The following is a 25,004-nucleotide window of genomic DNA, read 5'->3' as shown; positions in this document are numbered from 1 at the left end:
ACTTTTGAACCGTGATACGCAGCATCATAGCTAACCGACAAAACGCATGAACGTCCATGCGAAAATTCCACACTAGGTATAAAGAACCACTTCATGACTTGCAAGCGATAACGCCTATAAGCAGAAGGCTGTGCTACATTTAATAATGATTCCTGAATTAAAAAATGACCTTCTTTAATCTGAGAAGGTCATTTCATTTATTTATTCATTTTTCTACGGTAAACAACCCTATACTTTTCCATTTTTAATACTATAAGCCAAATGCTTTTCATTCGTAATTCTATCCATTCTTAGCAGTTAACCGGTATCGCCCCTTAGTTTACTTCTTAGATATTTATAGAAAGAATCGACCTCTTGCTTCAAGTCAATTAAACGGCCCCAGGATTCAATATTTGTAAGTACGTTCAGGATAAGCATCACTGCTTGGTTATAGAGTCCTCTGCCAGCTAGAAGCTGGGCCGTTCCGTATTGGTAATAGATTAACTCGATTTGATTAGGATGGTTTTTATCATATAGCAAAAGCTCAAAGGCTGTTTCAGCTTTCTCGTACTGTGCCTGCTTTACATAAGCTACTCCTAGATTAAAATATGCCTCAATTGTCTTCTCCCCGCCATAAGTGCGGCTTATCTCATTAGCTTGTTCGTACTGTGCAGTCGCCTCTTCGAAATTGCCCTTCATTGAACTGATCTCACCCTTAACCAAAAGCAGACGGTGAAGAATAATAGGGGAGTATGGCTCAAAGGTTATTCCCCTAATTATTGCCTGAGCAACATCCAGTTGGTCGGTTTTTAAGTAGCATCTTGCCTTTAATACCTCACCAAGAATCTTCAAATCCGTAGCGTCAGGTTTACTTTGATCCATTATGGCTAATTCATTCATCCCTTCCCCAATGTAGTGAAGTCCATTCTCATTTTCACCGGTCTCAATGAGTGACCAACCAGCACCATCAATATAAAACATAGCTGCCAACATCGGGTTCCCTGCAGAGCTTGCATATTTTGCAGCCTTAATGCAGTATTCTGTCCGTGTCTCTAGATTAATCCGACTTAAAAAATGGGTTATTCTTAACATGATTTGAATTAGAGTATTGGAATCATGATTATCTGCCCACTTGAGCAATTTAAGGATGTTTGGCCACTCGGATTTTACGGGAGCCAGATCTCTTCCTAATAAAAAACTCCAATACACCTCAGTGGGCTGCTCCCTCTTGAGATGAGTATCTAGATAAGAAAGGTAATACGAACTCCAATTCCTCCGAAGTTCCTTTTCCAACTCAGGGTTGTCGTTAAGGTGTTGTTCTCCATAGGTGAGGACTGTTTGATGTGCCTGATAGTGGAGACGGCCGTTGCTTCGCTCCGTTTCGACCAATGAGAAGCTTCTCAGCAAACGCAGGGCCTCATAAAAGTTCTTCTGATTAAGTCCCGCCGTATTGGCCCAGCTGTCTTCAACGGTCGAATCACTAAAAAATCCGAATGTCTGCCATAACCGTCGTGCTTCTTCCGTACAGCGCTCCCAACTTCGACCGAATAGAAAACTAAACAGTGAGGAGAGAGTGTGCCCCGAACGAGCAATTTCATTAATCAGCTCACTGACTTGAATATCATCGTCAGCAAGGTCAGCGACAATCAGGGAGATTGCCTTGGGGTTGCCTGCCGTAGCCATAATGAGCCGCTGTAATGCTTCTTCATCATCTGTCAGAAGCTTATTAAGGCGCTCTTTCTTGGCAGGCTGATAACTCATTTGTATTTGGTAATTTACTTCCTCTCTAAAGTAGGTTAGAGCCTCCATGGGCTCAAGTCCATTCAGTGTAATTGTGTATATTTCTTTCTGTGAGAGGGCATGTAGCAGGCTGTGATTCTCACGTGCAGTTAATAGGATTTTCACGCCGGGTGGAACTGTAGCCACAAATTCATGAATTTCATTATTGGCCATATCTATACTATCGATTATCAGCAGCAACGGTTTCTGTAGTGCGGCCGATGCAAGTACGTTCCGCACAACTAAACGTTTCTCATTCAGTAATTTTTCCAGCAATTCGCTGCGGCCTAGCTGATATGCAATGGTGTCTAAAAAATCGTTCAAGGTCAAATTTCGTAGTTCGGCACTCACCCAGATAACATGGGAAAGGTCAGGCCAAACTAAAGTTGGGGAGCTGGCTTCGCCATGCGGATCACCAATACAAGCATATGCGATTTCAAGCGCAATCGTCGTTTTACCCATGCCTCCCCAGCCAGTCAGAAGACAGATGGGGGAAGGTGAGCGTAGCCATAAAGATATATATTCGAGATCATGCAGGCGCCCAATAAAAGAGCTTGTCCAGCGGCCGGGGAGATTGTGCTCAAGAAAGTAGGAGTGTTCCTCTTCAGCTTCAATGGATTGCGAATCAGTGAAGAACGTCTTAACCAAATTCTTGATCTCTCGATCTGCCGGAGTACCGTACGATCCGTTATCCAGCAAAACTTTAGCTTTGCGAAAGCAGGAGATCAGCCAATCTGCAGTTGGAGGATCAATAACCGGAATGGAAGTGGTCAGCAATAGGTCGTTGAACCAACGAGTATTCATTACTTCTTTTTCCATAATGATCCACAGAAGACCCAAAAGTTTGCCGTCTTCCACTCGGCTGGGAATATATTTAGGGCCCATTTGACCCATCCAACTTTTAATAGTATTAGAAGACACACCGATGCGGGCTGCAATACGGTCCATATAAGATTCGGAAAAGGATCTACCTGAGGGAACCGATTCTCTTTTCTTACGGCGGGTTCGGTATTCGGGATGCTCCCTGAGGGTTGAAATGCCATCAGCAAGCAACTCAGCGAACTCTACCCTTTTATCCAATTCTGCCAATATTCCCACACTCCTTACTTCTTTCTCAATAAATGTACAGCCGCGCTGTACGAAATGGACAGTTCAAAAAGATAGATAGCAATTCCATAACTATATACAATTTAATTGAAAACAAGCAAGGTTTCTAATCAACTGGAAAGGAAGGATCGCTAATGGATAACACTTTGGCAAGAGCGGAGCATACCACCGTACACTCAGAGGAACCACATAAGCTGAGTATTTTAGAAAAGCTATCTTACGGAAGCGGCGATCTGGCCATCAACTTCTACTGGTCGATGGTGCTGACATATATGCTGTTCTTTTATACGGATGTTGTCAGACTGCCGGCTGCCATTGTAGGAACAATGTTTCTTCTTGTACGAATCCTGGACGGATTTATAGATCTAGGTATGGGCTTTATTATCGACCGAACCCAGACACGATGGGGAAAGCTGCGACCTTTCATTTTGTTTGGTGCGGTTCCAATGGCTATCGTAGGTATATTGTGTTTCTCTGCACCTGAATTTAGTATGACCGGTAAAATTGTATACGCATACATCACGTACATTGCAATTATGGCCATGATGTCCTTCATCGGAACACCATATGGTGCGCTCACATCAGCGATGACACAAAATCCTCTGGAGCGTGTCAGCCTGTCATCTTACCGTATTGTTGGTTCCATGATAGGCAGTATCATTGTCTCCGTCATGACGCCGATGATTATCGAACATTTCTGGCCCCATAACGACCAGGTCGGCTATCGTAACACGTTGATGATCTATTCTGTATTCGCATTAGTGTTCTACATGATCTGTTTTGCAGGCACCCGGGAACGGGTTTCGGCCAAGAAAGCCGTGTCTCTTCCGTTTAAGAAAGCCCTTAAGGTTTTACTGCTGAATAAACCACTGCTGTTGATATCGTTTATTTATCTGGTATTCCAAGCTGCGGCAGGTATCCGTTCATCGATTTCTATTTACTACGTAAATTACAACCTGGACCGTACGGATTTACTTTCATTATTCATGTTGCTTACCTTTGGCGGTAATCTAATTGGTACTCTGGCTGCCCCGCTTCTAACCAAATGGCTGGAAAAGAAAAACGCTATCATTCTGGGACTATCCGGCACAATGATCTGCGGTGTTGCCCTGTTTTATACAGATTATAGCAATCTGTCTATGGTTATTGTCTGGACGCTGTTAAGCAGCTTAATAGGTGGGATGCCTGCGGCAGTGATATGGGGGGCGCTTCCCGATACTGTAGAATACTCCGAATGGAAGACAGGGTACCGTACCGAAGGGCTCATCTATGGCATATTCAGTTTTGGACAAAAGCTGTCAATTGCGGTGTCAGGAGCACTATCTGGTTACATCCTTGAGATTTCAGGATATGTTCCGAATGCCGTACAAACTTCATCGGCACTCACTGGAATAGCACTTCTACTCTGTCTGGTTCCTGCATTGTTAAGCATTATGGGTATCGTTGCAGCATTATTTTACAAGCTCGATTCCAGACTTTTTAACCGGATTGTATCAGACTTATACCAAAAAGAATCAAAATCTCAATTATAAACAGAAAGGGTTGTAATCTATGACAAACTATCAAGTACCCCAAACAATGAAGGCTGCTGTTATGCATAGTACTCGCGAAATCAAGATAGAAGAAGTTCCTGTACCAGAGATCGGTCCAGATGAAGTGCTGATAAAAGTAATAGCCGTTGGCATCTGCGGCTCTGATTTGCACTATTATACGCATGGACGAATCGGTAACTATGTCGTAGAGAAACCGTTCATTCTCGGACATGAATGTTCTGGGGATATCGTGGCTGTTGGATCCAATGTAAGTCGCTTCAAGGTCGCAGACCGCGTGGCGGTTGAACCGGGCGTGACCTGTGGCAAATGTGAGGCCTGCAAGTCTGGCAGATATAATTTGTGTCCTAAGGTAGAGTTTCTGGCAACCCCTCCGTTTGATGGGGCCTTTGTTCAATATCTTAAAATGCGAGAGGATTTTGTATTCCAGATCCCTGATAACCTGACCTACGAGGAGGCGGCTCTGGTTGAACCATTCTCGGTAGGCATCCATGCGGCTGCCCGCTCCCAATTGCAGCCTGGATCTTCTATTGCAATTATGGGTATGGGACCTGTCGGTTTGATGGCTGTAGCCGCTGCTAAATCTTATGGTGCTTCGACAATCATTGTAACCGATCTTGAGCCTCTCCGCCTTGAAGCTGCCAAGAAGATGGGAGCTACACATACCATCAATGTGTTGGAACAGGATGCGGAGAAAGAAATTAAACAAATCACTAACGGTCATGGTGTAGATACAGCTTGGGAGACTGCAGGTAATCCTAAAGCACTCCAATCTGCACTTGGTAGTTTGGCACGCGGAGGCAAGATGGCAATTGTCGGTCTTCCTGCACAGGCGGATATTCCTTTCAATGTTCCTTTCATAGCGGATAACGAGATAGATATTTACGGTGTTTTCCGCTACGCCAACACCTATCCGAAGGGGATTGAATTCCTTTCGTCAGGTAGTATTGACGCTAAGGTACTAATCACTGATAAATATCCATTGGAGCAAACCTATGAAGCAATGGAGCGTGCACTAAACTATAAAAGCGAATGTTTGAAGGTCGTTGTATACCCAAATGAATAAAATTTACTGGAAATAGTAAATAGGACGGAAGAGGATATCCGGTTAAGGATACCCTCTTCTCTTCATGGGTCTGGCTTTAAGTACTATCGGATGATCTGAATTGATACACCTAGAAGCCGCTATTTAACGGCTTTTTCATCTATAAAATAATCGTTGTTGTCTAAATGCGGTTGTTACATTGAGCTTCGTCATCTTATAACCTTTAATAAGAGGATTTAAAAAAGCTGCTGAATATTTAGACTATGCGCAATCTCAGTGATTGCACATGTTAAAGCCGGATGATGATCTTGATGCGATAGATATGTCTGTCCTCGTATTTCATTACCGCTGATGACATCGAAGAATGAATAATTCTGTAACGATCCATCTCCGTGTATGTGCAAAATTTTCGGCTGCAATTCATTAAATTATCGGGGAGATTAACGGGATAGATAAATGGTATTTTATAGCGTAATTAAGTTGAATTTCGTGTGTTATACTAAAAAAACATGCTAGGACTTATAAGAATGAATCCACTGTTGAAGGAGGATACAAATGTATAATTTTATAGCCCCCCCAGTAGAACCACAACAGTAGGATCTACTGTGAAGGTATCTACATGAAGTTTGATGTTCCTTTTCCATAGATTCTACTGTATGCAAGAGTAGACTATATCCTGTCAGTCTAACCATCATATTAGTAGAAAGCGGGAAAATAAATGAAAGAAAAATTATATTTTGTTTTGTCTATGGTGATTTTCGGTGCAGTTGGCGTGTTTGCAAAGTATATCGATTTGAGTTCAATTGAAATAGCTTTATTCATGAGTCTGATTGGCGGTTTGTTATTGTTCGGAATCTCCATCATAACCAAGAATAGAGTATATTGGCCTAACATAAAAAAGAATGCTCTTGCATTATTACTTGCAAGCATCGCCTTGAGCTTAAATTGGGTCTTTCTCTTTCAGTCTTACAAGGAAACAACAATCGCTAATGCCGCTTTAAGTTACTATTTCGCTCCTGTTTTGGTAATAGGTATGTCACCTATTGTGCTTAAAGAAAAGCTCTCCCTAAAAAAATGTTTATGCGCCTGTGCTGCCCTTTTCGGGTTGATTTTAATTTTACAGAGCGCGAGTAACGGAGAAGACGGCAATCATTTGATTGGTATCGTATATGGACTTATTGCAGCAACTTTTTATGCAATCCTGACTTTGACCAACAAATTCATTAGGAATATGAATGGACTAGAAATCACGATTGTACAACTATTATTATCATCGATATTCTTGATTCCTGTTCTTTTTATTACTCAAGAGAAATTAGGAATATATCAGTTATCAGACAATTCCGTTATCCTTATTTTGATACTAGGTATCCTGCATGCAGGTGTGGGGTTCTACTTATTCTTTTCCGGAATGAAAGGACTAGGTGGTCAAAGCATCGCTATATTAAGTTATGTAGATCCCCTAACCTCATTATTGATTTCAGCACTTGTGATAGGCGAAAGTATGACGTTATTTCAAATATTCGGCGCTATCCTGCTACTGGGATCAACATTTATTAGTGAAGTAAGCCTAAAAATAAAATATCCTTATAGAACTAAAAATGAGTAACCTCTCATTTTATTGAAGTCAACTTCAAAAATAATTAAAGGCAGCCGTCCAGAAGGGATGGGCTGCCTTTTTTAATTAACGGGCTGACAATAGGAATCGTTGCAAAAATGCTGCTTTTTGTACTTTTTTAGGACAATGAATTTTTCAAGAAAATATCTTGTAGGAACATTGCCCATTCCAACGAGTACGTTTACACATATGATGTCACAAAATTCAATTTAAAGGGGAGATACACACCTTGACTAAACATTCTTCTCATCGTTCGATGGGGTCGTTACAACCACATTTTGCAACCACTACTGAAGTGAGTAATTTTGTTAATCTATGGGGAATATTTACTGTGAATGGTCAACAGATCGTTGCTTTCGTAAAAAGCGTAGATCCCACTAATAAATCAATGTTAGTGCTATATCCTAATGGGACACAGTCTTATATTGATGTTACTCAAATCAGTCAGGCACAAGGCCCTTATCCAAGTATGCCTTCTATTGCAGGACAAAGCGGTGGTCAGGGCGGCGGTCAAGGCGGTGGATCGCATTGGCCTCCTCATAATCAAGGCGGTGGTCATCAGGGTAGTGGCTCACAGTGGTGGCCTCCTCATAATCAAGGCGGCGGTCATCAAGGTGGTGGCTCACAGTGGTGGCCTCCTCATAATCAAGGCGGCGGTCATCAGGGTGGTGGCTCACAATGGTGGCCCCCTCATGGTCAAAGCGGTGGTCAAGGTGGTGGGTCACAGTGGCCTTCCAGTGGATCTCGTAGCGTCAATCGGAAAAATCGGAAAAACTAATGCCTAACCCTTAGTATGGCAAATTGATGCTTGCCATGAGCGAGTGTCGATTGGAACACATTCAATATTGGACCAACCCAAAAGGCATCGCCTGAAGATGCACGCGATGCCTTTTGGTGTTAGCCACTGGCTACTTCGATTCCCCTAATGCTTAATCCTCTGGCTCTGAACATAAATATTAGGCTTTGCTGGCCATGTCTGCAATCTGGCGAAGCCACTTCTTACGCGTATTTTCATCAGATTGGGGTACCGACTCGAAAAATAGATGATACATGATATCAAGTCCGCAATATTCAAATATGCCTTTGTCAGACGTCAAACGAAGGGCTTGATCCATGCCATTGCTGGCATATTCCGCATGTGATTTTCCTTGCGTATTGAGGATAATGGCTTTCTTACCCTTGAGTAATCCCATCTGCACTCCATTTACATATTTATAAGCAAATCCGTAAGAGAATACGCGGTCTATATACCCTTTCATAATGGCTGGCATCCCCGTCCACCAAATCGGATAAATAAGGGTGATTACCTCTGCCCATTGCAAAAATTCCTGTTCCCGTACAACATCTTCTCCGATTCCTTCAATGACCTCGCTGCTGCTAATCACAGGTTGAAAGTTGATTGCATATAGATCACGAACAACCACATCATGTCCTTTTTGCTTCAGCCCCTCGACTGCTGTGGTCAAAATTGCATGATTAAAGCTTCCCTCGGATGGGTGTGCGTAAATAATAAGATGCTTCATGTTCTCTCCTCCATTTACTTTAAAATAAGTGATTGATCAATTACTTAACTTCGTACTCCTTCAATTAACTGAATATGCTCAATCCATAGTTCCGATAAAGATACTTCAGTAAACTTGAGCGGTATCCTGCTCATGAATATCACCTCCGTTGCTTGTTAATTCAGTTAGTGATTGATCAATTACTAATGAATGGCCTCAGTATAGTTTATTCCTTTTTACTTTGCAAGTGCTTTTTGTTCAACTTGTCAAAAAGATTATTTAAAGATCTGATCCCAAGGCAGTGTTATTATCGCTGTTCAAAGAAAATAAAGTCCCCCAGTTGATGCCCATTAGGGTGTGATGTAGAGCAATCACTTAATATGACTTTATAATGTCATGTTATAAGGTGTATGCTACCGAGAGAGGTGAAGCGTATGCCGTTAAGCAGACATTTTGAAATCGTTTATATGTTACTCCATAAGAAAAAGGTGACTGCTGATGAATTGGCAGAGCATTTTGAGGTTTCCACACGAACGATTTATCGGGACATAGATACCTTAAGCGCAGCTGGGATTCCCATCTACAGCAGTAGAGGCAAGGGGGGCGGAATATCATTGATGGAGGGTTATGTCTTTAACACCTCTTTACTGTCCGAGCAGGAACAAGATGATATCTTAATGGCACTTCAGAGTGTGGCTACAGCTACCATCCCACAGGTAGAAGAAGTGCTAAACAAGTTGAGTAGGCTTTTTAAAAAAGACATGGGAAACTGGATCGAAGTAGATTTTTCGCCATGGGGAAGCCAAAACAGCCAGAGACAGCTATTCACTCTTATACGCAACGCAATAATCACAAACCGTGTTATAAAGTTCCGCTATTATAACGTCGCCGGGGAACAGAGTTATCGTAGCGTCGAACCTGCCAAGCTCTTGTTTAAAGATAAATCCTGGTATGTGGAAGGTTACTGTTTAAATACGGAAAGTCATCGTGTATTTAAGATTAGCCGAATGAAAGAGATTGCAGTTACCGAAATTAGTTATGAGCCAAGAACAGTCGTAGCATCTACAGATACAAAGATGAACGACTTGCTTCATACCATTGAAGTAACTCTTCACATTTCTGCTCAAGGAGCTTACCGCGTATACGATGAATTTGCCGAGAAAACCATTACTCAGAAGGAAGACGGCTCTTATACCGTCACAGCACAATTTCCTGTAGGCAATTGGCTGGACAGTTATCTGCTGTCCTTTGGTCCCCTCCTTATAGAGGTTAGCCCCGAACAAGTACGTACAAGAATATTGTCTCATTTAGAAACGATGAAAAGAAATTTAAATGGCCCTCTATAATATGACACCATGTAGTCATATTATTACTGCTATGATGAGTTTGAAGTTATCGCTCACAACATACTCACCATAGGAGGTTGAAGGATCAATGAATCCACATAGAACCATGCCACCCGCAGTAGAAACTTACTTTACATCAGCGAATAAATCCCAGCTTGAAGTACTTACTTCCGCTTTCGATAAAGATGCGTTGATCTTGGATAATCATCGCGAAATCAAAGGTATGGAAGCCATAAAATCATGGTGTGAAGCAGAAATATCGGAGCCGAATGTCACCTTTGAGATCGTGGATATGGATGACAGTAATAATACCATCGTCATAATTGCGAAAGTAGACGGAGACTTTGATAAATCAAATCTCCCCGATCCACTCCTACTTAAACATCAATTTCTAGTAAACAACAATAAAATTAAAGAACTGATTATTACACTTCCATAAAGGTATTAAAAAAATAAGAAAGGGACAACGAATATGCCCGCTTATGTTGTTTTTATACGTGAACAGAGTACCGATCAAACTGAACTCCAACTCTATTCTGAGTTGGCACCGGCAGGTTTGGCGGGACATTCCGTCAACCCCCTAGCAATGTATGGCGCATACCAAGTTCTCGAAGGACCCGCTATTGAAGGGCTGGCCATCTTGGAATTTCCCACTTTTGAGGAAGCACAAGCTTGGTACTTTAGTCCAGCCTATCAAAAAGCCCTAAAACATCGACTGCGCGGAGGGCGGTACCGGGGTGTCATTGTCGATAGTGTGTAAGGTTCGCAAGACAAGTGAACTCGAAGTGGAGATACCTAGAGGTATTTCTCAACCACATTGTAGAATTTAGGAGGAATTATTCGCATGAGTTTTCAATTAGAAAGCATTTTAAGTGAGTTTAAAGGCAAAAGGGCCTTGGTCACAGGCGGTACCAAAGGAATGGGAGAAGCTATTGCTAAGCGACTTACAGCTGCAGGTGCTACCGTAATAACTACGGCTCGAACTACTCCAGCTAATTTAGAAAATCCAGACCTGTTTATTCCAGCCGATATTAGTACGCCTGAAGGTGTAGATAAAGTAGTAAACAGTGTTCTTGAGCGCCTAAGCGGTGTAGATATTCTTGTCAACAATGTTGGAGGCTCGTCAGCCCCATCCGGGGGAGCTCTTATCTTGACAGACGAGCATTGGCAGCAAACTTTTAACGCCAATCTGTTTGCTGCCGTCCGTTTAGACCGTGGACTGCTGCCGGCTATGGTGGAAAAGGGTTCCGGTGTTATAATTCATATTTCATCTATTCAACGTCGCTTGCCGCTATATGATGCAACATTGGCCTATGCTGCAGCCAAAGCAGCTTTAACTACTTACAGCAAAGGGTTATCCAAGCAGTTTTCGCCTCAAGGCATTCGTATTAATACAGTTGCGCCAGGCTTTATCGAAACGAAGGCAGCACAAAGTTTGATTGATCGGATTGCTGAAACGACAGGTGACCGAGAAAGTGCATTAAAGCAACTGATGGACTCGTTGGGAGGAATTCCAATTGGTCGTCCAGGACTACCAGAAGAAGTCGCTGAGCTTGTTGCTTTTCTGGTATCCGACCGGGCCGCTTCAATTACAGGAAGTGAATATAATATTGACGGTGGAACAGTTCCAACGGTCTAAAACTTTATTTTCATCTGAAAATCGCGCAAAAGGTGAAAAAAAAAGCCCTCTAATGAGCAGACATACGCAAAACGTATTATCTTTGTCCATCAGATAGGCTTTTATATAACTACTACCGTTTAATAACGACCAGCTTTGTTTCCAGCATCTCTTCCATGGCGTACTTTACGCCTTCGCGTCCAGTGCCGCTTTGCTTCACACCACCATACGGCATATGGTCAACACGGAAGCTTGGAATGTCATTAATTACCACGCCGCCAACCTCAAGCTTGTCCGCTGCATCCAGCGCGGTCGTAATATCACGCGTGTAAATTCCCGCCTGCAGGCCATAAATCGAATTATTCACATGGTTTACAGCTTCATCTATAGAGCTAACAGAATGAATCAGCACAAGCGGGGCAAACACTTCACGACAGGACACCTTGGCAGTCGGGTCCACATTAAGCAAAACCGTCGGCTCCAAAATACCTCCCTTGGCTTGGCCACCCAGAGCGATCCTTGCGCCTGCTTGAACCGCTTCTTCCAGCCACTCACGGACTCGTTCGACATCCTTGGCTGAAATAAGCGCGGATACATCCGTGTCCGGCTCTAGCGGATCTCCAATTTTTAAACGTTGAGTTGCTTCTATAAAACGGGATACAAAGGTATCATACAGCTCATCAGCAACGTAAATACGCTGAACTGAGATACATACCTGCCCCTGATTGGCAAAGGCTCCACTCACACAACGGTCGATGACCGCGTCCACATCCGTATCACGGTCGATAATAACGGCCGCGTTGGAACCCAGCTCCAGCGTGACCCGCTTCAAGCCAGCCTTGGAGCGAATTTCTGTACCGACCGCCGGGCTACCGGTAAAAGTGATATAGCTGACGCGCGGATCAGTGACAAGTACGTCGCCAATGGTTTTACCATCGCCGCTGATCACGTTAAGAGCGCCCGCAGGCAATCCAGCCTGCTCCAGCAGCTCCGCAATCAAGTAAGCCGACAACGGCGTCTGCTCCGCAGGCTTTAATACGACCGTATTGCCTGCTGCCAGCGCGGGACCCACTTTATGAGCGACCAGATTCATCGGGAAGTTAAATGGTGTAATAGCTCCGACTACTCCTACTGGTTCTTTGAGCGTGTAGGCCATACGGCCCTCGCCGCCCGGTGCAGCATCCAGCGGAATGGTTTCCCCGTGAATCCGTTTGGCTTCTTCAGCTGCGAACTTGTAGGTTTGCACCGTCCGATCAACCTCCGTCAGCGCAGCCTTCCATGGTTTTGAGGCTTCACGTGCAATGATGCGCGCTGCATCCTCACGCCGCTCTTCCAGCAGGTTAGCCAGCTTCTCCAAAATGGCTGACCGCTGGTGCGCTGGCATGGCCCGCATCTCCGAGCGTGCATCAGAGGCCGCTTGAATAGCAGCCTTGGCATCCTCTGACGTGGCCTCTGCCACCTCAGCAATGATTTCCCCGGAATACGGTGATTTCAACGTCGTGTACGATGAAGCAGCTTTCCATTCTCCACCAATAAATAAATGTTGCTGCATGCTTTTCCCTCCTTCTCTGGATATCAACGTTCTTTTACCATCTATTTTACCGTCAACACCGGACAAGGTGCATGCTGAATCACCTGATGGCTCACACTACCCAGTATCATTTCGGAAACAAGTCCTTTGCCCCGCGTCCCCATAATGATCAAATCCGTCTTTTCCTGCTTTGCACTTTCGCAAATGACACTGGCCGGATCACCGTGACCCGCCAGCATACGGTAAGATATACCCTGGTCCTTCAAATAGTCGGATGCAGGTTCTAAGATATGACGACCTTCCTCTTCAATCCGCTCATCCACATCAACCCCAACCGGCGGCTCATTCATGGATAAAGCCGGGTTTACATGCAATACAGTCAGATGCGGATTCCCCTGAAGCTGCTTAGACAACGTTTTGGCTGTCTCCAACGCCTTCATCGCGTGTTCCGAACCGTCAATCGCAACTAGAATATGTTTGTACTCGCTCATACTCTGTTCCTCCTCAGAAGTCCAATTTTAGTGTGCATCCACTTGAATATCCTGCATATGTCGACGACGTACGATCAGCACAGCTACACCAATCAGTACCATCAATGCTCCAAAATAAAACGGGGTTTCTGCTGAGTACCACTCTGACAGCTTCCCTGCAAGCCACGGCGAAATTGCCCCGCCCAAAAACCGCATGAAGCTGTAGGCCGCAGATGCTGTCGAGCGCTCCACTGGAGCAGCCTGCATAACAGCAGTTGTAATCAATGTATTGTTAATTCCCAGAAAAATACCAGCTACAATGACGGCGACAATGACAGTCGTTGGCGAACCAGCTATCGTCCCAATCGCCATAACACCTAAATCAATGGCAAACAGCGTCAGCATGATACTAATGGAAGATACCACGCTCAAGCGTGCTTGAATCTTCGGTGCTACAAACACCGAGGTAAAGGCCAGCATAATTCCCCAACCAAAAAACACATAACCTAAACCATGCTCGTCCAGATTCATAACATATGGAGAATACGCCATCAACGTAAAAAATCCAAAGTTATATAATAACGCTACAATACCGAGCGTGAGCAAAGCCGGATAACTGAGCGCTTTGAAGGGATCGGTAATGGAACCGCGTTTTTTGGGCTTTGGAATCGAAGGCAGCATAAACGTAATGAACAAAAATCCCACCACCATCAGTCCGGCTACACCGAAAAACGGACCACGCCAGGAAATGGAACCTAACTCACCGCCCAGCAACGGCCCCACTGAAATCCCAAGGCCCAAGGCCGCTTCATACAAAATAATTGCTTTAGCTGTTCCAGAAGTGGACAGACCTACAATCGCAGACAACGCTGTTGCGATAAACAAAGCGTTCCCCAAACCCCAGCCTGCCCGGTAACCCACAATTCCGCCAACTGTATTGGCCGTGCCGCCCAGTCCGGCAAACACAATAATAAACAAAATCCCGGTTAGTAGTGTCCATTTGACACCCAATCGACTAGATACAACGCCCGTAATCAGCATCGCAACGCCTGTTACCAGATTATAGCTGGTGAACAGCAATGAAACCTGGCTTTTCGTAGCATGAAGCTGATCGGCAATGGCCGGAAGAATCGGATCGACCAATCCTAGACCCATAAATGAAATAACACAAGCAAAGGCGACTGCCCATACCGCTTTCGGTTGAGACAGCAAGCCTGAGCGTTCTTTTAACTCTTCAGGTAATGCATGTTGTGAACTCATATTATGATGTTACCTCCACATCTGAATGTAAATGTTCTTGTTATGATGGGTCGTGATCAAGTTCTTCATCCAGAAGAACCTTGCGTTCACGCACCCTAACCCGCAACTCCACCAGCTCAGTCTGGAGCATACGGATGCTGTTGATTTTTCCCTCCATTAATTCCAACTGTTCGTTCAATGTACTTTCCATATCCTCCAACATGGCCCGTCGCTCGTTCGGTTGCAAATGCTCTGTTCGCTCGCGATATTCCTCCCGCTGACCCTTAAGCATTTCCGCTGCGGACATGTAACGCTGAAGCTCTTGCAAGGAGAATCCAAGTACTTCCTTGGCACTCACTATTTTTTTTAGTAAATCCACATCCTCCTGCGAATACAGGCGCATATTCCCTTCACTGCGCTGCGGAGAGGGCAATAAGCCGATTTCCTCATAATAACGAATGGTTCGCTTCGTCAGACCACTTTGCTTGGCGACCTCATCAATTTTATACGTAACCATGACACCCACCTTATGAAAAAGATTATATATAAATACTACGACTCTATAACGTTAACGTCAACGTAAACTTTTATATAAAAAAGAAACCGCCTCTATTGGAGACGGTTCCTAGTTTGGCTTGCACGGTCATAGACCCGAGCATCGGTGCTCAAGCCCATGAATATCGCTTTAGATGAAAATGGTACGTGTGATGATAACCAACAAAATGAAGAGTACCAGAATAACACCAGTGGAAGTAAACATGTTGTAGCCACCGCCACCGCAACCTCTTTCTACTTCACCCATCTTAAGTTCCTCCTCCCTCTGTCGATTACAACAAATCGCCCGAAATCAGATTCATGAGCTACGAATTAGATGACGAATGCTTTGGAAATAATAACGAGCAGAATGAAAAGTACCAGAATCGCTCCTGTAGATGTAAAAGCTCCATAACCAGCACCTACTCCAGACATGGTGATTCCTCCCTTCATGGTTTACAAAAGCATCTTATGCTTATGCCATCATTCATGATAGGGACAAATGCCGCGCCTGCCGCCCAAATCTAGGTTGGGATTGTATAGTCCTGTTATTCTTCGGACCCGAGCATGCCGTGATACAGGAGGTTTCGTGCCTGCTTGGCAAGCACAGATGGACTTTCACGTCCAGGTAGTAATTTAGTTAACGTCAGCCGTTCAATCAAGCCGATCACGCATTCTGCTGTCAGTTCAGGGTCCAGTTCCTCACGGCAGGAGCCCCATCGTTGCGCCGCCAGCAGATGCTTTTTAATATGCTCGGCCATTTCCGCCTTAATGCGCACCGAGTCTGCCGCCTGGTAAAATCCGACACGAGTGATCGCTGGATTGTTAGACAACACGCGAAAAATAGCTTCCAGAAACACTTGTCCCCGTCTCAAAATTTCAGCCTCGCTTTGGTCTGGGCCAATCTTCATGCTTTGTACCGTATCATTCACCAAAGTACGAAAGCTCTCCACAAGCTCCTCATACATTTGTTCCTTGCTTTCAAAATGAATATAAAAATCCGGCTGCGTTAATCCTGCACGTGCCGCGATCGAACTTACCTTAGTCTGATAAAACCCCGTCTGAGCGAACTCTTCAGCCCCCGCTTCCAGTAACAACCTTCGACTTTCCCGACTTCTGACTCCTGCTCTCATCACGGTCTTGCCCCCTTACGCCACAAATCTATCGTATTATAAAGTTCCTTTGCAGTAAGAACAATGGGCTTGAGGATGATATATACCTGTCCTTCAAAAGTCCTAATACAGAAGGACTGAAAGTTTTGGAAAATCTAGGGCATCTGCCTACAAGGTATAATTAACCAATCTGATGGTGAGCGAGCAGGAATTTATTACGCTCAGTGATGAGGACAATATTTGCGCATCATCTCAATCGTTGTCAGATCATCATCCAGCCCCCGTTGTTGCAAGCCGTCGATAATCTGCTGACGTTCCTGACCTTTGACATTTTGACCGAATTTAAACTTGGCAGTCCATTCCTCTGGTACAATTTTGATCAGAGCGACCCCTTTCAAGCGTGAAGCATACCGAGAATCGCTGGCATCAATCGTATCATACCCGCCTTCCGGTTGCAGCTTACTCATAAAAATGGAAAAGGCCGATGCTTTTTCTTCCAAATCCACTACATGCTCCGCATGACCACGCACGGTAATACTTTTAAAAAATGATGTCGCAGGACATGCCATATGTTCATCCGTAAAATAAGACGGAATGAGCGCATATTCTTTGGCAGCTGAAAAAGTAACCCGATTATCCTCTTTCATCCGTTCCATCTTTTCTCCAGCACGGCTGCCATGAATATAAAAAACGCCGTTTCCATAAGCGAAATTCAAGGGAACCACACGCGGAAAACCATCCTCGCTGTTCATGCCTAAAAATCCGAAACTGACCTCGCTCAGAAACTGCTCTATTTCCTCTTGTTCTGCCACCGTAAATTCTTTTCTTCTCACATTGAACTCTCCTTCCATCTATTGACCAATGATACATTTCAGATTATGTTGAAAATGGATTCATAAAAAGATCCAATATGAACGAAAATGAGTGGTCCAATCGAAGGAGAAGAGTATGGATATTACGATTGCTTATCAGCGTGCGCTTCAAAAGTATCATTTAAAATATTTGGCATTGTATCATGCTCTTCGTGAGGGAATCCTCAATGGTTCCCTAGCCAGTGGTACGCGTCTGCCTTCCACTCGTGATCTGGCTGTGATGTATGGAATTTCGCGAGGGAGCGTTAAAGAGGCATACGATATGCTGTTGGCAGAAGGATATGTAGACTCGGCAGTAGGCAGAGGAACCTTTGTTATGCAACAGACAGCGACGCTGCCCGACAAATTTCTAATCAACCAGCAGAACCAAAATTCACCTGTCGCAAAACAAAAAGCCCCTGCTCTATCAGCATGGGGACAACGAATCATGCAGATCGAAAGGGAACGAAACTTACAGTCGTCTCCTGTTTCTGCTACAGATAGAGACAGTGCGCAACCGCCTTTGATTTCTTTCCAGGCAGGAGAAGTTGTATTGGAGGGCAATTCACAGATCGCATGGAAAAGCGCAATGACTGCCGCTGGAAAAGATCTGCAAAGGCCCTCGGCTGATACGACGACTGCACCCGTGAACGGTGATGAATGGCTGCGCGAAGCGATTTGCCATCATGTTGGCAGAACACGCGGAATAACGGCTACCCCGGATCAAGTCGTATTATGCAGTGGTTCCATGGAAGTGATCACGTTATTAAGTCAGTTGCTTATTCATGAACAAGATCGAATTGTATTGGAAAATCCCTGTTATTCCGGCATCTATCGTGCAGTTACTGCCTCAGGCGGACAGATACATGCTGCTGAAATGGATCAACATGGAATTGTCCCACAGGATTGGGATTCCAAATTGCTGTTTGTTACGCCGGGACGTCAGTTTCCAACGGGTGCTGTGTTACCATTAGCACGCCGTCAACACATTTTGCAATGGGCAGTATCCAAAGGTGCGTGGATCATTGAGGATGATTATGACAGTGAATTCCGCTGGGCAGGACGACCCATTGAACCATTAAAAGCACTGGATCGCGCGGAATGTGTCATCTATGTCGGTTCCTTTTCCAAAAGCATGTTCAGCAGCCTTCGACTCGGATTTGCGATTCTGCCCGTTGAATTGGCCCAAGCGCTGACAGCTGCCAAACGACTATATGATCCCCTGCCTCCTGCCCGCTTGGAACAGCGCGCACTGGCACGTTTTATGATGCGCGGCGACTATGTACGCCATGTGCGTCGGATGACTCGAATATACAGATCACGCTACGACGTGTTTCAGCGTGAAATACAGCAGTTAAGTGAACTGTTTCACTGGCATCAGAACGATTGCGGACTACATGCCTATGCCATCTGGAAGCATGAGTCTGTCCAGTATCATCATTTGATGCAGACAGCACGATTTTTCGGAGTCACATGGCGTGATGCCGCCGATTACCAACTGACACCGGGACCTCCATCTGCCTGCTTTATCTTTGCCCATTTAACGGAGCAACAAATTATTGAAGGGTTTAATCGTCTGCGCCAGGCATGGGACCGTAATAAAAATCAGTAAGGAATCCCTTATTTAATCACTAGCCCCAAAAGGCCCACAAATGATGAAGCCTGATGCGGTGAAATGATGCAGCCATTCAAATCTTCTATATCCACCTGTAGCCCATCAAATTCGCAATCGCTCAGATCAATCCCTTTGAGCTTGGACCCGGATAGCATCGCTTGATCCAGATTGCAACGGTTAAAAAAGGTTTTTTGTAGTGTTAAATGATACAGATCGGCACTTATTAAAGAACAATCTTCAAAACCAACTTGCTTAAAATTAGCAAAACGGAACATCGAATAATCCCCTAAGCAATCCGAAAAACGAACGTTTTGGAGCCTGCTTCTGGAAAAGTCTGTTCCAAGCAATTTGCAGTTCCTGAACTCTACCCGATGGATAAAGGAACCGGAAAAATGAACATTAGACAGATCGCATTTATCAAAAATGACGTCTGTCCATTCACTTTCCGGCAATGACGATTCCATGATCGTTACATTTTTAAAAGTCATCTTCTCTAATGAAACCTTAACCGCTTCCACATTATCCAAAATCATATCCTCTACAGACCCCATACGATATTCGCCTTTGGATCGTAAGGAATACATTTCTTCATTTAATACGGGCAAGTCGACAGGAATCTTCGGCAACTCCATTTTAATTTTCATAATACCTCTACCTCCACGATTGAGCGCCCTCTAGGACATTTATATGAATCTATTTTCTACCAATTCTCATACATAGGGTAGCAAAAGTATTTCTCACACATATATTAACGTAGTGAGCACGCTCACGAACCTTTGTTAGGAGGTTGATAGCATGGCAGTACAACTATCTAATCAAGTGTTCTCCATCTCTGTCGGAGATTACGGCGATCTCTCTTCCTTACGGCTGGTAGGGGACACTTTTAATACCAACTATGTCATGAACAGCTCCAACGCACCTAAACAGAATACGTCGGATCATCAGTGGCTGGGTGAACTCATGTTCACCTATCGTCTCGACAATGGAGCGTGGACTCGGGCATGGACAAGTAATTCTGCTGATGCGCGCCAGATCACCTCTTCTGGAAACAGTGTCCAGGTAGCCTATCAGAATTCATCAAACAATCAGGGAATACGTAATTTCATTTTACATGAAACTTATTCGTTGGTTAACGATTATTTGCATTGGCAAATGAAAGTAACAAACACCTCTAATCAAACGCTGGAGATCGGAGATTGGGGACTGCCGCTTCCGTTTAACGAGTACTGGTCCGGTGGCAATAATGAACAAATTTATGAAACCAGAGTACTCTCACACTCCTTTGTAGGCCATAATAGCTCCTTTATTACCGCCGGACGACCTAGCGGCATCGGACCGTATGTACTGCTAATCCCTGATGCCTCAACGGGTGCTGGTCTCGAATATCAGGACCATTGGAGAACTGAGGAGCATCCCGGCAGCACTTGGGCTATGGAGCAAGGTGGCTGGTCCGAAGGACTGAATGTGTTCTATATCCACTCCAATGTCATCAAGAGCACCAACCGTGGTTATCTCGGAAGCACCAGTCTGTCGCTGGCTCCTGGTGAAAGCAAAACGTATGCCTTTAAATTTTATAAAGTAGCGGACGAGCAGGCTGTAAAGGACAGGCTGTACAGTGAGGGACATGTGGATGTGACCGTGGTCCCGGGTATGATTTTCCCGACCAATCTCAAGGCCAAATTCGATCTGCATACCAGCAAATCCATTACCTCTGTCACAGCGCAATATCCGTCCGAAACGACCATCAGCTATCTGGAAACAGCCCCTACAAACCATAAAATATATGAACTTACCCTGGGACGACTGGGACATAACAATATTACTGTAAACTATGGTAACGGCGAAAAAACCGTTCTCCAGTTCTATGCCATAGAGCCAGTCGAAGCTGCACTTCAGCGTCACTCTACCTTCATGGTCAACAGCACCCAATGGAACGTGCCGGGCGACCTGAGGGACAAGGTCTTTGATGACTGGATGATGCAATACAAGGCCAAACGCAACAGCTTTGCTGGCTACTGGGGCTGGGGTGATGATTGGGGACTAACTCACGGCCAGTTTCTGGCGGAGAAAAACGTTCAGAAGCCCGTAGCATCTGAAATCAAGGCAGTCGATGATTATTTGGAGGTGGCCATCTGGACGAATTTGATGGAAGGCCATCATACCGATTATCTGGTTCCTGATTTTCTGATGCCGCAGCCTAATACGACACCAACGTACCGGGGCTATGCCTATCCGCACATTTATAATACATTTTTTAGCATGTATAAACTTGCCAAGCTGTATCCCAACCTGATCAGCTATCGCAATAGCAAAAACACATATTTGCTACGTGCTTATCGTATTTTTAAAGCGTTGTATGAAGGCCCTGTTGCTTATAATTGGAACACGGGACTTATGGGTGAGCTAACTACACCTGATATGATTAAAGCGCTTCAGGAAGAAGGCTTGACTACCGAGGCTAACGAGCTGATTGCCAAAATGGCTACCAAGTACAACAATTTCAAAAACACCACCTATCCTTATGGCTCTGAGTATAACTATGACAACACAGGTGAAGAAGCCGTATATACACTCGCCAAAATGAACAACAACACGACCATGATGAGCAAAATCAACGCCAAAACGCGTGCTGCACGCGGTCATATGCCTGTCTGGTACTATTACGCCGATCCGGTCACCATCACCGGAGAGAATTGGTGGAACTTCCAGTACACCACTTCACTGGCCGGCTATGCGATGGATGACTGGACACGTCGGCATTCGTCCAAGCCCGAAGTGGATCAGCGTCTGTCCTATGCCGCCAAGCTGGCGAACATCGGGGCGATTAACTCGGGACAGATCAGCCCTGATCCTGCCAATATCGGGGCGGTATCGTGGACATATCAGGCGGGCAAGGGCAATTATGGCGCACTCGGTCTGGACGGCGGCCCCCTCTTTAACGGATGGCGCGGGATGTCCGGGGAAGCCGACCTGGGGCTATTTGGAGCCATTAAAATCCTAAGCTCGGATGTTGCTGTAGATCCAATATTCGGCTTGTTCGGCTATGGCTGTGACGTTACAGAAAGCAGTAACAGCTACGCGATCACTCCAAAGGACGGTGTATTCCAGCGACTGCATCTGATCACCCAAAAGCTGAGTTTGGAGCTGAATCGGGACCAATATAGCTTGGCCATCGTGTCTAAGTCCAAGAACAGCATCCGCCTGACGCTGAAAAACACGACTCCAGGCACGACTCACACCACCATTATGAGCTTGACCGGACTTGCGGCAGGTACGTATGACGTGCTCGTAGACGGCACAAAAAACGGATCAGTCACGGCTGCTAACAGCTCTACGACCACGGTCAGACTGAATATCGGTACGGCAGCCAACTATGATATCCGTATCCAGTCGAGTACAGACAACCCGTCTCCCGCCGGAGACATTGTAGCCCGTTATGAATTTGACGAAACGGCCGGATCTACCGCAGCCGATTCGTCAGGTTATGGACAGCAGGCCAGTGTAAATGGAGGTGCGTGGGGAGCCGGACGGAAAGGCAATGCCCTGCACTTTAACGGTACAGACGCCTATGCTAGCCTGCCCGGTGGTATCGTTAGCAGCCTAAATGACTTTACGATTGCCGCGTGGGTACGGGTGAACACGCATAACGGCTGGGCACGCCTGTTTGATTTTGGAGCAGGCACGAATCGGTATATGTTTTTGACACCCAAAGCCGAGGGAACCGGTATGCGCTTTGCTATCACCGTCTCGGGGAACGGAGAGGAACAACAGTTGAATGCGCCAGAGCTGGCAACAGGGGTTTGGAAGCATGTCGCCGTGACTTTGTCAGGCAATACTGGAATGATGTATCTGGACGGTGTAGAGGCGACGCGTAACACGAACATGACGCTCAAGCCTTCCAGCCTTGGACTAACAGACCGGAACTACATTGGGAAATCCCAGTTTGATGATCCCTACCTGAACGGTGCAGTGGATGAACTGATTATTTACAACAGAGCCCTAACCGCTCAGGAAATCCGGGGCTTGGCCTCGGCAAGCAGCACCATTACAGCCCATGATATGGGAGCCCATTCATATGCTGAAGGAGCAGATTAGAATGTATTCATTCATGCCGTTAACGTTTTAGATTATGAATGATTTGTACCGTGAATGATTTGCGTCGTGAATCATTATCGTCGTAAATGATTGGTATCGTGAATGATTCTTCCTATATTAGCTCACCCCCGGATTACTTAAGTTAAGTCTATAATCAGGGGAGAAATCCGGGGAGATGATGCTTCCGAAGCAAGCAGTCCTTCGGAAAGCTTTTAAAGCGACCGCTTTATTGGGACGATCAGCGGCAGCTTTTCCATCTGTAGGGCGTTTAGCTCCGTCTAATGCGTGTCGTTCTTGGTCTTAAGCGAACCAGTTCCTCACTGGTGAGCTGCCTAGTATAGGAGCGAGGGGAAGATCCTGTATCTACCCTGAGCACCCTGCCTGCCCCGTTGGGGCGGGCTACCCGTGTGTTGAATACCTGCATCGCCCACTGCACCGGAAAGGCTATAGATAAGCGACCATCTGCCGTGCCTGCATAGTTGACCGCAGCTGCATAATTATCTGACTGTCTGAGCCATACAGAGCCAGAATCCCCAGGTAGTGATACGGGAGTCGTACCTCTAATAACCGTCTGATCTTCGAAGGTCAGCAGGCCCAACTCTCCGCCATAATTGATTTGCAGGTCCGTATAGACGGACTCTACCGTGCCATTGACCCGTCCGGTCGTACGCCCAACCTTCTTCAATCTTTCTCCTATGCGATATGCGGTAACATGACCTGGAATCGCTCCTACCGTAGCGTAACGCGGATTGAGTAGGTTGTTACGGGTCGGAAGCGAAAGCGCCGCATCAATCAGGTTTGTACCGGTGGGATTCAAGCGTACGTAACGATACAGCCTTCCTATACGATCCTGAGTAACCGTCCCCCCATCGGCTCCGCCTGGCTGTATTGTAGCCTCCCGATTGTCTGTATTGGAGGGATTGAGGACATGGTTATTGCTAAAAAGATAACGCGTCGCCGGCGCTCCAGTTGGGGCAACGATGAGTCCGGTTGAACCGGAGCCTTCAATCGTCCCGACACTGTAGCCGGCGATGACCGGGCGTATGCGCACTTTGTAGTCCGTGGCATTGGCTCTGATCTTTCCAGTTTTTACAATTCGGACTGGAACGTTCGTTTTCTTTCCTAAGGCGGTGGCTGACAGGAGTCCAGTAGAGGCCGACGCTAGACGGTCCGTATACACAATGACAGCGGCTCCCTTTTTGGGATGGGCAGGGTCCCTGTATCCTACGCCAATGCCGTGGACACCGGACATTTTTAAGACTCGCTTGGCCATCCGCTTTTTCACTTGAAGCGCGGCCGAGAAGGTAGCCAACATAATCATCTCCTTTTACATTCAGATGAAATATTGTATGGCTAGAGACGCTTCACGTTCCATTTGATCTTACGATCGCTGTATTGAAAGGCATATGAAAACATTCCAAAAAATGGTATGCTCATTTTCGAAATTGACATCTTATCATTGGATCTTAATGTTCAAGGAGGTACTTTATGTTTTCAATCATGTTGACATACAGCATACAAGCAATTGCAATTTTACTAATTATCTTTGAATTGTTGAGAAAAAACAGAAAAAAAGTAGGCTGGGGATCACTTTCACTGCTGTTATCTCTTCTTGGCATAGCTGTTTCTTTTGAATTTGGCGATTACATATTGGGAGACCAGTTGCTTTCCTTTTTTGGATTGTCCGCATGGTCCAATCCTGTCGATAATACTAGGTTTCACTACACCATTTATCTATCCAGTATTTTTTTTATTCCCAGTTTAATCATTGGATATAAAAATCCTAAAGAGTTTGGAGCTACAATCGGAAAACGGATTTCTAGTATATATCTAACTTTGATCATCATTTCGCTTTTATTTTTTATTATAAGTATTTTCTCGAAGTAACGTTGGATGTGCGTCGTTCCAAAACAAAAGCCTTCCTCAGCGGAGGGTTTCTGTTTTATCACATTAAATCCAAACAATCCGGGGTGAGTAATTAGATCAAGGAGTTGGTATTATTTATAATTCATT

22 protein-coding genes are annotated in these 25,004 nt (G+C 45.2%); 11 read left to right on the top strand and 11 right to left on the bottom strand.

Annotation, left to right across the window (positions count from 1 at the left end; genetic code table 11):
- Nucleotides 1–297 precede the first annotated feature (297 nt).
- On the bottom strand, nt 298–2,847 hold the full coding sequence (locus WA407_RS18390; protein WP_235307204.1) for a tetratricopeptide repeat protein: 2,550 nt from the start codon (nt 2,845–2,847) through the stop codon (nt 298–300).
- A gap of 152 nt (nt 2,848–2,999) precedes the next feature.
- On the opposite strand from WA407_RS18390, the gene WA407_RS18385 reads away from it, so the two are divergent.
- From WA407_RS18385 to WA407_RS18370, 4 genes are all read left to right on the top strand, one after another.
- Nucleotides 3,000–4,397, top strand: coding sequence for an MFS transporter (locus tag WA407_RS18385; RefSeq protein ID WP_235307203.1), 1,398 nt, complete (start codon nt 3,000–3,002; stop codon nt 4,395–4,397).
- 19 nt (nt 4,398–4,416) lie between these two features.
- Nucleotides 4,417–5,481 carry an NAD(P)-dependent alcohol dehydrogenase gene (locus tag WA407_RS18380; protein ID WP_336077978.1) on the top strand — a complete coding sequence of 355 codons (1,065 nt, stop codon included), beginning with the start codon at nt 4,417–4,419 and terminating at the stop codon, nt 5,479–5,481.
- A gap of 697 nt (nt 5,482–6,178) precedes the next feature.
- On the top strand, nt 6,179–7,069 hold the full coding sequence (locus WA407_RS18375; RefSeq protein WP_235307201.1) for a DMT family transporter: 891 nt from the start codon (nt 6,179–6,181) through the stop codon (nt 7,067–7,069).
- 238 nt (nt 7,070–7,307) lie between these two features.
- Nucleotides 7,308–7,856, top strand: coding sequence for a hypothetical protein (locus WA407_RS18370; RefSeq protein ID WP_336077977.1), 549 nt, complete (start codon nt 7,308–7,310; stop codon nt 7,854–7,856).
- Nucleotides 7,857–8,034: 178 nt separating this feature from the next.
- On the opposite strand, the gene WA407_RS18365 is transcribed toward WA407_RS18370, so the two are convergent.
- Nucleotides 8,035–8,601: an NAD(P)H-dependent oxidoreductase gene (locus WA407_RS18365; RefSeq protein WP_165178962.1), complete on the bottom strand. Its 567-nt coding sequence runs from the start codon at nt 8,599–8,601 to the stop codon at nt 8,035–8,037.
- Nucleotides 8,602–9,014: 413 nt separating this feature from the next.
- On the opposite strand from WA407_RS18365, the gene WA407_RS18360 reads away from it, so the two are divergent.
- The 4 genes from WA407_RS18360 to WA407_RS18345 all read left to right on the top strand — a co-directional run bounded on the left by WA407_RS18360 (nt 9,015) and on the right by WA407_RS18345 (nt 11,565).
- Entirely contained in the window at nt 9,015–9,926 is a 912-nt protein-coding gene (locus tag WA407_RS18360) for a helix-turn-helix transcriptional regulator (RefSeq protein WP_235307200.1), read from the top strand.
- 88 nt (nt 9,927–10,014) lie between these two features.
- Entirely contained in the window at nt 10,015–10,365 is a 351-nt protein-coding gene (locus tag WA407_RS18355) for a nuclear transport factor 2 family protein (RefSeq protein WP_235307199.1), read from the top strand.
- A gap of 33 nt (nt 10,366–10,398) precedes the next feature.
- Entirely contained in the window at nt 10,399–10,686 is a 288-nt protein-coding gene (locus tag WA407_RS18350) for a DUF1330 domain-containing protein (RefSeq protein WP_235307198.1), read from the top strand.
- A gap of 84 nt (nt 10,687–10,770) precedes the next feature.
- Nucleotides 10,771–11,565, top strand: coding sequence for an SDR family oxidoreductase (locus WA407_RS18345; protein ID WP_336077976.1), 795 nt, complete (start codon nt 10,771–10,773; stop codon nt 11,563–11,565).
- A gap of 112 nt (nt 11,566–11,677) precedes the next feature.
- On the opposite strand, the gene WA407_RS18340 is transcribed toward WA407_RS18345, so the two are convergent.
- The 7 genes from WA407_RS18340 to WA407_RS18310 form a co-directional block, all read right to left on the bottom strand.
- Entirely contained in the window at nt 11,678–13,096 is a 1,419-nt protein-coding gene (locus WA407_RS18340; protein ID WP_336077975.1) for an aldehyde dehydrogenase family protein, read from the bottom strand.
- 41 nt (nt 13,097–13,137) lie between these two features.
- A complete protein-coding gene (locus tag WA407_RS18335) occupies nt 13,138–13,566 on the bottom strand; it encodes a universal stress protein (RefSeq protein ID WP_235307195.1) in 429 nt (142 codons plus the stop codon).
- A 27-nt stretch (nt 13,567–13,593) separates the two neighbouring features.
- Nucleotides 13,594–14,805 (bottom strand): MFS transporter, encoded by a 1,212-nt coding sequence (locus WA407_RS18330; protein ID WP_235307194.1) that lies wholly within the window; start codon nt 14,803–14,805, stop codon nt 13,594–13,596.
- Between the two features lie 40 nt (nt 14,806–14,845).
- A complete protein-coding gene (locus WA407_RS18325) occupies nt 14,846–15,301 on the bottom strand; it encodes a MerR family transcriptional regulator (protein ID WP_336077974.1) in 456 nt (151 codons plus the stop codon).
- Between the two features lie 350 nt (nt 15,302–15,651).
- On the bottom strand, nt 15,652–15,753 hold the full coding sequence (locus WA407_RS18320) for a hypothetical protein (RefSeq protein ID WP_014599460.1): 102 nt from the start codon (nt 15,751–15,753) through the stop codon (nt 15,652–15,654).
- Nucleotides 15,754–15,866: 113 nt separating this feature from the next.
- Nucleotides 15,867–16,451: a TetR/AcrR family transcriptional regulator gene (locus tag WA407_RS18315; protein ID WP_061831285.1), complete on the bottom strand. Its 585-nt coding sequence runs from the start codon at nt 16,449–16,451 to the stop codon at nt 15,867–15,869.
- 200 nt (nt 16,452–16,651) lie between these two features.
- Nucleotides 16,652–17,263, bottom strand: coding sequence for a pyridoxamine 5'-phosphate oxidase family protein (locus tag WA407_RS18310; protein ID WP_235307192.1), 612 nt, complete (start codon nt 17,261–17,263; stop codon nt 16,652–16,654).
- 115 nt (nt 17,264–17,378) lie between these two features.
- Between WA407_RS18310 and pdxR the strand changes: the two genes are divergently transcribed.
- Nucleotides 17,379–18,893 carry a MocR-like pyridoxine biosynthesis transcription factor PdxR gene (gene pdxR / locus WA407_RS18305; protein WP_235307191.1) on the top strand — a complete coding sequence of 505 codons (1,515 nt, stop codon included), beginning with the start codon at nt 17,379–17,381 and terminating at the stop codon, nt 18,891–18,893.
- 8 nt (nt 18,894–18,901) lie between these two features.
- Here pdxR and WA407_RS18300 read toward each other — a convergent pair whose 3' ends face one another.
- A complete protein-coding gene (locus tag WA407_RS18300; protein WP_235307190.1) occupies nt 18,902–19,540 on the bottom strand; it encodes a pentapeptide repeat-containing protein in 639 nt (212 codons plus the stop codon).
- A gap of 151 nt (nt 19,541–19,691) precedes the next feature.
- Here WA407_RS18300 and WA407_RS18295 point away from each other — a divergent pair, with 151 nt between their 5' ends.
- Nucleotides 19,692–22,991: a DUF5695 domain-containing protein gene (locus tag WA407_RS18295; protein ID WP_336077972.1), complete on the top strand. Its 3,300-nt coding sequence runs from the start codon at nt 19,692–19,694 to the stop codon at nt 22,989–22,991.
- Nucleotides 22,992–23,259: 268 nt separating this feature from the next.
- On the opposite strand, the gene WA407_RS18290 is transcribed toward WA407_RS18295, so the two are convergent.
- Nucleotides 23,260–24,306, bottom strand: coding sequence for a hypothetical protein (locus tag WA407_RS18290; protein WP_134904622.1), 1,047 nt, complete (start codon nt 24,304–24,306; stop codon nt 23,260–23,262).
- A gap of 173 nt (nt 24,307–24,479) precedes the next feature.
- Here WA407_RS18290 and WA407_RS18285 point away from each other — a divergent pair, with 173 nt between their 5' ends.
- Complete coding sequence (locus WA407_RS18285; protein ID WP_254329057.1) at nt 24,480–24,878, top strand: hypothetical protein; 399 nt, start codon at nt 24,480–24,482, stop codon at nt 24,876–24,878.
- The last annotated feature ends 126 nt before the right edge of the window (nt 24,879–25,004 follow it).

The sequence above is a fragment of the Paenibacillus sp. 203 genome, assembly GCF_037027525.1.
Classification (GTDB): Bacteria; Bacillota; Bacilli; order Paenibacillales; family Paenibacillaceae; genus Paenibacillus; species Paenibacillus polymyxa_B.
Note: the sequence above shows the minus strand (reverse complement) of the source record. Positions and strands in the feature narration are given on the sequence as shown.